This is a genomic window from Flavobacterium sp. (genome assembly GCF_044338735.1).
Taxonomy (GTDB): Bacteria; Bacteroidota; Bacteroidia; order Flavobacteriales; family Flavobacteriaceae; genus Flavobacterium.
On sequence record NZ_JBIIWV010000110.1, the window covers coordinates 1 to 6,930 of the forward strand.

Annotated in this window: 8 protein-coding genes and 1 pseudogene; 5 read left to right on the plus strand and 4 right to left on the minus strand. The window is 31.3% G+C overall.

The window, feature by feature from the left end; translation table 11 throughout:
• The 3 genes and pseudogenes from ACIQZC_RS07765 to ACIQZC_RS07775 form a co-directional block, all read left to right on the plus strand.
• Window positions 1-446 (plus strand): annotated as a pseudogene (locus tag ACIQZC_RS07765) (insulinase family protein); the annotation flags it as partial.
• A gap of 127 nt (window positions 447-573) precedes the next feature.
• Entirely contained in the window at window positions 574-2,118 is a 1,545-nt protein-coding gene (locus ACIQZC_RS07770; RefSeq protein ID WP_396138667.1) for a hypothetical protein, read from the plus strand.
• Between the two features lie 20 nt (window positions 2,119-2,138).
• Window positions 2,139-2,636, plus strand: coding sequence for a hypothetical protein (locus tag ACIQZC_RS07775; RefSeq protein ID WP_396138668.1), 498 nt, complete (start codon window positions 2,139-2,141; stop codon window positions 2,634-2,636).
• 356 nt (window positions 2,637-2,992) lie between these two features.
• Here the strand turns inward: ACIQZC_RS07775 and ACIQZC_RS07780 are convergent, their stop codons facing one another.
• Window positions 2,993-3,862 (minus strand): DMT family transporter, encoded by an 870-nt coding sequence (locus ACIQZC_RS07780; RefSeq protein ID WP_396138669.1) that lies wholly within the window; start codon window positions 3,860-3,862, stop codon window positions 2,993-2,995.
• A 109-nt stretch (window positions 3,863-3,971) separates the two neighbouring features.
• Here ACIQZC_RS07780 and ACIQZC_RS07785 point away from each other — a divergent pair, with 109 nt between their 5' ends.
• Complete coding sequence (locus ACIQZC_RS07785; RefSeq protein ID WP_396138670.1) at window positions 3,972-4,337, plus strand: heavy-metal-associated domain-containing protein; 366 nt, start codon at window positions 3,972-3,974, stop codon at window positions 4,335-4,337.
• 43 nt (window positions 4,338-4,380) lie between these two features.
• Here the strand turns inward: ACIQZC_RS07785 and gldD are convergent, their stop codons facing one another.
• Genes gldD through mutY form a run of 3 tightly spaced genes read right to left on the minus strand, consistent with a single transcriptional unit; the run spans window position 4,381 to window position 6,483 of the window.
• Complete coding sequence (gene gldD, locus ACIQZC_RS07790; protein WP_396138671.1) at window positions 4,381-4,941, minus strand: gliding motility lipoprotein GldD; 561 nt, start codon at window positions 4,939-4,941, stop codon at window positions 4,381-4,383.
• A gap of 53 nt (window positions 4,942-4,994) precedes the next feature.
• Window positions 4,995-5,396, minus strand: coding sequence for a single-stranded DNA-binding protein (locus ACIQZC_RS07795; protein ID WP_396138672.1), 402 nt, complete (start codon window positions 5,394-5,396; stop codon window positions 4,995-4,997).
• A 37-nt stretch (window positions 5,397-5,433) separates the two neighbouring features.
• Window positions 5,434-6,483 carry an A/G-specific adenine glycosylase gene (gene mutY, locus ACIQZC_RS07800; protein ID WP_396138673.1) on the minus strand — a complete coding sequence of 350 codons (1,050 nt, stop codon included), beginning with the start codon at window positions 6,481-6,483 and terminating at the stop codon, window positions 5,434-5,436.
• Window positions 6,484-6,611: 128 nt separating this feature from the next.
• Here mutY and ACIQZC_RS07805 point away from each other — a divergent pair, with 128 nt between their 5' ends.
• Window positions 6,612-6,905 (plus strand): HU family DNA-binding protein, encoded by a 294-nt coding sequence (locus ACIQZC_RS07805; protein WP_396138674.1) that lies wholly within the window; start codon window positions 6,612-6,614, stop codon window positions 6,903-6,905.
• Window positions 6,906-6,930: the final 25 nt, after the last annotated feature.

A 6,930-nucleotide genomic window follows, 5' to 3' on the forward strand; every position in this document is an offset into this window, starting at 1 on the left:
AAGCGATGGGAATGACGATGTCTAAACAAATCGTTAACGAAAAAGAAGCTTATGCTATGCAACAAGGTCAACGTAAAGATTTTACAGGTGACGAATTAAAAGAAATGCAAGCCGAAGCAAATACATTCAAGGAATTAGCATTGTTAACCGATAAAGAAATAAGCCTAACAGGAATCGAAAATATTAACGGTGCCGATGCTTATGCTCTTAAAAACGGAAAAGCTACTTTATATTATGATGTAAAAACAGGATTTAAAATTGCCGAGTCTAAAGAAATGGAACAAAGAGGTCAAAAAATGACTCAAACAACTTATTTCCAAGACTACAAAGACGTTAAAGGATTGAAATTTCCTTATAAAATAATAATGAATGTTGGTATCGAAATTGAATTAACAACTACCGAAGTTAAAATCAATGAAGGGGTAACTGATGCCGATTTTAAATAATTAGTATCTCTATTAATAAACTAAAGCGCTCAAGAAATTGGGTGCTTTTTTGTTTAATAATTTAAAAAAAAGTATTATTAATTAAAATAAATTGTATATTTGATATTATTCATAATATCCTATAAACATGAAGCAAAAAATCTTAAAAAACTCCCTACTCTTATTCCTTATCGGAATAATTATGATATCTTGTGAATTGCAAGAAGAAGCAATTCATCAACACGAACACAATTCAAATGTCAAATTATATGAGATGAAATTTGAAGAACTAATGACAAACAAAAGATTTGTTACTTCATTTTCTAAATTGCCTAAAAGCAAAAAAAGCTTAACTACTGCCACTGTAGGTAGAACAGTAATGGAAAATGAATATGGTTTTACTATTGCTAACAAACCTGCAAAAGTTATTGAAGACAACGGAGAAACCTCTTACACCTTTTTAATAACACGGGACTCTACTGATGCTAATAGTTTTGAAAACCTAGTGATTCAAACAGATTCTACAAATACTACTAAAGCTGTTATTATAAAGTATAACTTAACCTCACCCATTACAAGTTCAGCAGATGATTCCTACTCGTTTACTTACAATAGAGAAATTACACCTATAGTGTATAACAATACAACTGTAAGTGAAACTTCAAAAATGGTAATTGTTTGCTATTGGGTTTACTCACTTGTTTGTAACAATACAAGAACAGGTGAAATTGGCCCTGAACATATAGCGGGTCCCAATTGCGGAAGAACTTACTACAATTGGACAGAAGAATGCTTTAGCTTTGACGATGGGATATCTAATGGTGGTGGCGGAGGTAGCTCATATAGTGGTGGACATGGTGGAACAGGAGGGGCAAATTCTATTAATACTAGCCCCGTGAATAATTGTATTACAGGCAATTGTATTGAGGCAAACCCAACAGATCCGTGCTTAAATGCAAATACTGCCGTTGCAAATACAAACGCACTATTTAATACACCACAAGTACAACAAGGCATGAACACAGTTTTGTCAACAAAATTAAATAATCCTGCAACAAATAATGTTGAATGGGCTGTTGCAATTGGTCAAACAACTGCAGGGTTTACTGTAACTCCTGTTGCAGGTGGTGTTAGTAATGAAACTGCAAGTGTTCCTGTTTCTCAAGTAGTTGGAACGTATGTAGCAGATGGTCATAATCATCCAAATGGATATCCTGCTGACCCATCGGCAGGGGATTTATACGGAATGTTAAACTCAATGCAAGTTAACACCAATTTAAAATATCGATTTGTGTATGCTAATAATATTGATGAAAACGGCAATCCTTTTATTGATGTATATGTTTTAATAGTTACCGACCCTAATGCGGCTCAAGCGTTTTTAGATAGTTTTCCAAAAAGTGAAAATTATGATAATGAAACACGTAGTTTTAAAAGATATTCTGAACTAGGAACTGATTATTTTAATGTTAGAAAATCTTATGGGAATGGCTTTTTCTCGGATTTATCTGATGAAGTATATAATGGAGACGTTATTGGTATGGCATATATTTTAGATAAATACAATTCTGGTATGTGCGTAGCAAAAAAAGATGCAAACGGCAATTTTAAAAAAATAAACGCTACTTTAGGAAAAACAACTAACTTTTATGGTGAAGAAGTTGATAAAGTAATAATCACTAAATGTCAATAAATAATCTAAAAAATAAAATTATGAAAACAATTCAAAAAATCATTTTAATTCTAATTTTAAGTACTAGTTATAACTGCAAAGCACAAAGAATAAACGATACTGCCTATATTAATTATTATAATGATGTTAGCAGTAAATTAAACACAATGGCAACCACTAAAACACAATTTTATGGGCAAAATTTCTCTGCTTTTTACACAGCAATACTCAATAATAATTTAACAATAATAAGCATTGGTGTAAGTCCTAAAATGGCTAATAGCAGACAAGATTATGTTTTAACATTAGAATTTGCAAAAAATAGTATGGTTAGATATGGCATAGACAGAGGGTATCAACATCCTTTAATTGATATTACATTTACCAATGCTATTCCTGCTGAAATAAAAGATATGCTACTGCAATACAAAGGCTATTGGAATGCTACTTACCAGCAGTTTTTTTCAAACATGGTTATAGAAAATATTGCTTTTGGTGGTACAAACGGTTACAATAGCCCTAATAGGGTGCCTCGTTAGTTTATGAAAAATGTATCTAAATTAATCTTATTCTTGTTTGTGTTTATTAGCTTTAATTGCAAAGCACAAAGAATAAACAATACTGCCTATATTAATTATTATAACAGCGTAGTGCCTACACTTAATGCAATGGCAACCACTAAAACACAATATTATGGGCAAAATTTCTCTGCTTTTTACCCCCGCTCATGCGCGAATCCTTTCGCGTGGTGATACTAATAAAATAAAATCATTATTCAAGAGTTAAATTATTAAATGTTTTATCAAATAAAATACTATATAGCTGCAAGTTAAGCCACGCGAAAGGATTCGCGCGTCAGCAAGGGATTAAGCGCTCAAGAAATTGGGCGCTTTTTTTATTTTCTACTCGAAAAATAAACCCCAATCAACACAATTAATGCGCCCGCAATTTGCAATAAAGTCAAAGTTTCATTCATGAATAAAGAACCTAAAAATATGGCTACTAATGGAATAATATAGGTTACTGAAGAAGCAAAAACAGGCGAAGATAATTGAATCAATTTAAAAAATAAAATGTTAGACAAACCCGTGCCAATAATTCCTAAAACGGCTATATATCCTAAAGAATTTTGCACTTTTTCTTGGCCAACTATTTCAAAAAAACCGGTGAAATACAATACGATTAATGCTGGAACAAACATAACCACAAAATTTCCAGTACTTATAGTTAACGGTTTTAAATCGGATAAATATTTTTTAATCAGGTTGACGTTGATTCCATAAAAAATAGAAGCAATCACAATTAATATTGCATAATAATAATTTTCGGTGGTGTTTGCTTCACTGCCCGATAAGACCAATAAAGCACAACCTACAAAACCAATAATTACCCCAAAAATTTGTCTTCGTTGTACGTCTAATCCAAAGAAAAACATTCCTACCAACAATGTATTTAATGGCGTTAATGAATTTAATATTGCACTAACCGAACCATCAATTTTTGAGAGTGCAATGGCAAATAAAAAAGCAGGAACAAAGGTGCCAAATATAGAAGTCAACGCAATGTATTTCCATTTATACAACGGAATTTTAGCAATTTCTTTACCTCCTACTAAAAATAAAAACCCTGCCGCAAATAGAATACGTAAACTTCCTAATTGAATAGCGCTTACTCCTTTTAAACCAAACTGCATTAGAATAAACGAGCTGCCCCAAACACAACCTAAAAAGGCCAACAAATACCATTTTGTACTATTCTTCTCCATTATAAAAATTTCTTTGCCAAAATTGAGTTTTTATTTTTAAAAACGCACTATGATTTTTTGTAAATTTGTATCGACTTAATAAAGAGTTAATTAATAGTTATACAATCTGATGAAAAATAGTAGAACCATAGCTTTTGCTTTACTAATTATTCTTTTTACGGGAAGTTGCAAGAAAGAGACAATTATTGAAGCCAAAAAAGTAACTAAAACCGAAATTACTGCAGAAAATTTAGAAACAGCAAACTTTACCATTAATGGCATGACCTGTGCCGTTGGATGTGCAAAAACAATAGAAAGCAAACTAAACGAAACTGATGGAGTCAATGAAGCGGTTGTAGATTTTGAAAGCAAAATTGCTACCGTATCTTATGATAAAACAAAACTAAATGTAACTTCTTTAACTTCAACCATTGAAAAAGTGGCAGGTGGAGACGCTTACAAAGTGAGTAAGGCTGAAGTTAAATCGGTGAAATAAACTCGTATAAATTTAAAAAAAGCACTTAATTAAGTGCTTTTTTTTATTTCCAAGTCATGGTTTCCATAATTCTTCGCATATCGTCTTGCACATATTTTGTTGCAGGCAATATCGAATCATAATTTGGTTTTGCATAAAAATAAACACTTCCTGTCATAAAATGTTTCGTGCTGTCAGTAGCATAAAACAAGGCATTCGTTGCTGCGTTACCACCCACTTTATAAAACATTCCAAAAACCTTTTTATTGGGATTAACAAACGGTTGTTCTTCTATGTCGTCTGCTTTTAATGTATGCAGTTTGTAAGTCAAATTTTGTGCGTCTTGCAATAATTTATCAATATCATTATGCACCACTTTATAGGTTAAATACACCGTAGCTTTCATTTTAGGATAATGAATTTCATAAGAACAACTTGTATGAGTAAGATTTGCTAATGAATTTACTTCAAAAGAAAAAGGGCAATTGGTGGTTAAAGCTGCATATTGAGGCGCAGGATATTCTAAACTCAATTGACTATTAGGCTTAGGGACAACTTCGTCTTTACAAGAAAAAAATCCCAAGGCAAGAATTAGGATTAGATATTTAGTAAATTGTAATTTCATAGTATTAAAACGACAAAATCTCGATTTTATGCTATTTTTTTGAATTTTTATCATTAAAACGGAGCGTCTTCTGGTGCGCTTCCTGATGGAAGAGACGATTTTCCTAAATCTGTATCTTTTTTAGTCGTTAAAAAAGTAAATTCAGTAACTTGAATTTCGGTAGTATATTTTGTTGCTCCATCTTCAGCTTGCCATTGACGCGATTTAATTCGGCCTTCAATATAAATTTTATCTCCTTTAGAAAGATATTTTTCGCAAATTTCGGCTGCTTTATTTCGCACAACAATATTATGCCATTCGGTTGAAGTAATTTTTTCACCCGAAGTTTTATTGATGTAAACTTCGTTTGTAGCTAATGGAAATCTTCCGATACAATTTCCGCCTTCAAAGTAATGCATTTTAATTTCGTCCCCTAAATGACCAATCAAAATGACTTTGTTTAATGTTCCGTTCATGGCTTATACCTTTTTTATGTTATTCAAAAGTAATAATTTATAATGAATTAAAATCATGAGATTGCATAAAATTATGAATAACAATAGGAAATGGTAATTTTTGAATCTCAGAAAATGGCTGAGAACCGCTGATTTTTTGATCAAAATTTAATTGAAAAAAACGAATGTGTAATTTTTGATGCGATAATTTATGCTGAATAACATCGTTATTTAAAAGAATAATTTCTTTTAATAGTTGATCATAGAACTTTGTCGACTTCAATTCAATCATAAAATCAATTTCAGAAATCAATTCGTCAGTTTCAATTAATGGAAATTCGTATAAATTTTCCCAAATTCCTTTTCCCTCTCGCTTTTGAACTACAAAATTTCCTTGAATATCTTTTAAAATTAAATAATTAAAATATTTATTAGTAACCTTGGTTTTTTTGGACTTTACTGGAAGGATGTTAACTTTTTTATGTTGCAATGCCGCACACGAAGAAGAAAAAATACAATTTTCGCAATTTGGATTTTTAGGAACACATTGTAAAGCGCCAAACTCCATAATTGCCTGATTGAATAGAGCAGCATTATTTTTAGGCAATAACTCTTGGGCTAAAATTTGAAATTCTTTTTTGGTTTTTCCATCCGAAATATCGTTATCCAGATTAAAATAACGACTTAACACTCTAAAAACATTTCCATCAACCACAGCTACTGGTTCGTTATAAGCAAAAGAGGCAATTGCGGCAGCGGTATATTCGCCAATTCCTTTTAACTGAAGCAATTCTTTATAATTTGATGGAAAATTTCCGTTTAGATTAGTTGCAATGTGTTTTGCAGTTGCGTGTAAATTTCTAGCCCTCGAATAATATCCTAATCCTTGCCATAATTTCAAAACTTGCTCTTCTTCTGCATTTGCTAAATCAAAAACCGTAGGAAAAGCCTCCATAAAAGCCAAATAATAAGGCAATCCTTGAGCAACTCGTGTTTGCTGCAACATGATTTCGGAAAGCCAAATAGGATATGGATTTACGGTGTTTCGCCAAGGTAAATCGCGCTTATTCAGCAAATACCATTTAACTAAAGAGTTAGAAAATTCCATTTTTTTAATTTGATCAACAAAAATAAATCTTTAGTAATTAAAATTTAATCAATTATGGTTGAATTATTATTTTTTTAATTCTTATATTTGCAAACTCAAAAAAATACACAATATAAATACGAAAGAAAATGACGAAAGCAGATATCGTAGCTAAAATTTCAGAAAAATTAGGTCTTGAAAAAGGTGATGTTCAAGCCACTGTTGAAACTTTTATGGAAGAAGTAAAAAATTCATTAGAATCTGGTGATAATGTTTACTTAAGAGGTTTTGGAAGTTTTATTATTAAAACTAGAGCCGAAAAAACAGGAAGAAACATATCTAAAAACACTACAATTAAAATTCCGGCACATAACATACCAGCATTTAAACCTGCTAAGGTTTTTGTAGAAAGCATTAAAGAAAAAACAGAAGTTACAGTATAAAATAAATTATTAATCTAAACACCAA

Coding starts and splice junctions, on each gene's coding strand:
- ACIQZC_RS07780 (WP_396138669.1), bottom strand. CDS start 3,862: ATGGAGAAGAATAGTACAAAATGGTATTTGTTGGCCTTTTTAGGTTGT.
- gldD (WP_396138671.1), bottom strand. CDS start 4,941: ATGAAATTACAATTTACTAAATATCTAATCCTAATTCTTGCCTTGGGA.
- ACIQZC_RS07805 (WP_396138674.1), top strand. CDS start 6,612: ATGACGAAAGCAGATATCGTAGCTAAAATTTCAGAAAAATTAGGTCTT.
- ACIQZC_RS07770 (WP_396138667.1), top strand. CDS start 574: ATGAAGCAAAAAATCTTAAAAAACTCCCTACTCTTATTCCTTATCGGA.
- ACIQZC_RS07795 (WP_396138672.1), bottom strand. CDS start 5,396: ATGAACGGAACATTAAACAAAGTCATTTTGATTGGTCATTTAGGGGAC.
- mutY (WP_396138673.1), bottom strand. CDS start 6,483: ATGGAATTTTCTAACTCTTTAGTTAAATGGTATTTGCTGAATAAGCGC.
- ACIQZC_RS07775 (WP_396138668.1), top strand. CDS start 2,139: ATGAAAACAATTCAAAAAATCATTTTAATTCTAATTTTAAGTACTAGT.
- ACIQZC_RS07785 (WP_396138670.1), top strand. CDS start 3,972: ATGAAAAATAGTAGAACCATAGCTTTTGCTTTACTAATTATTCTTTTT.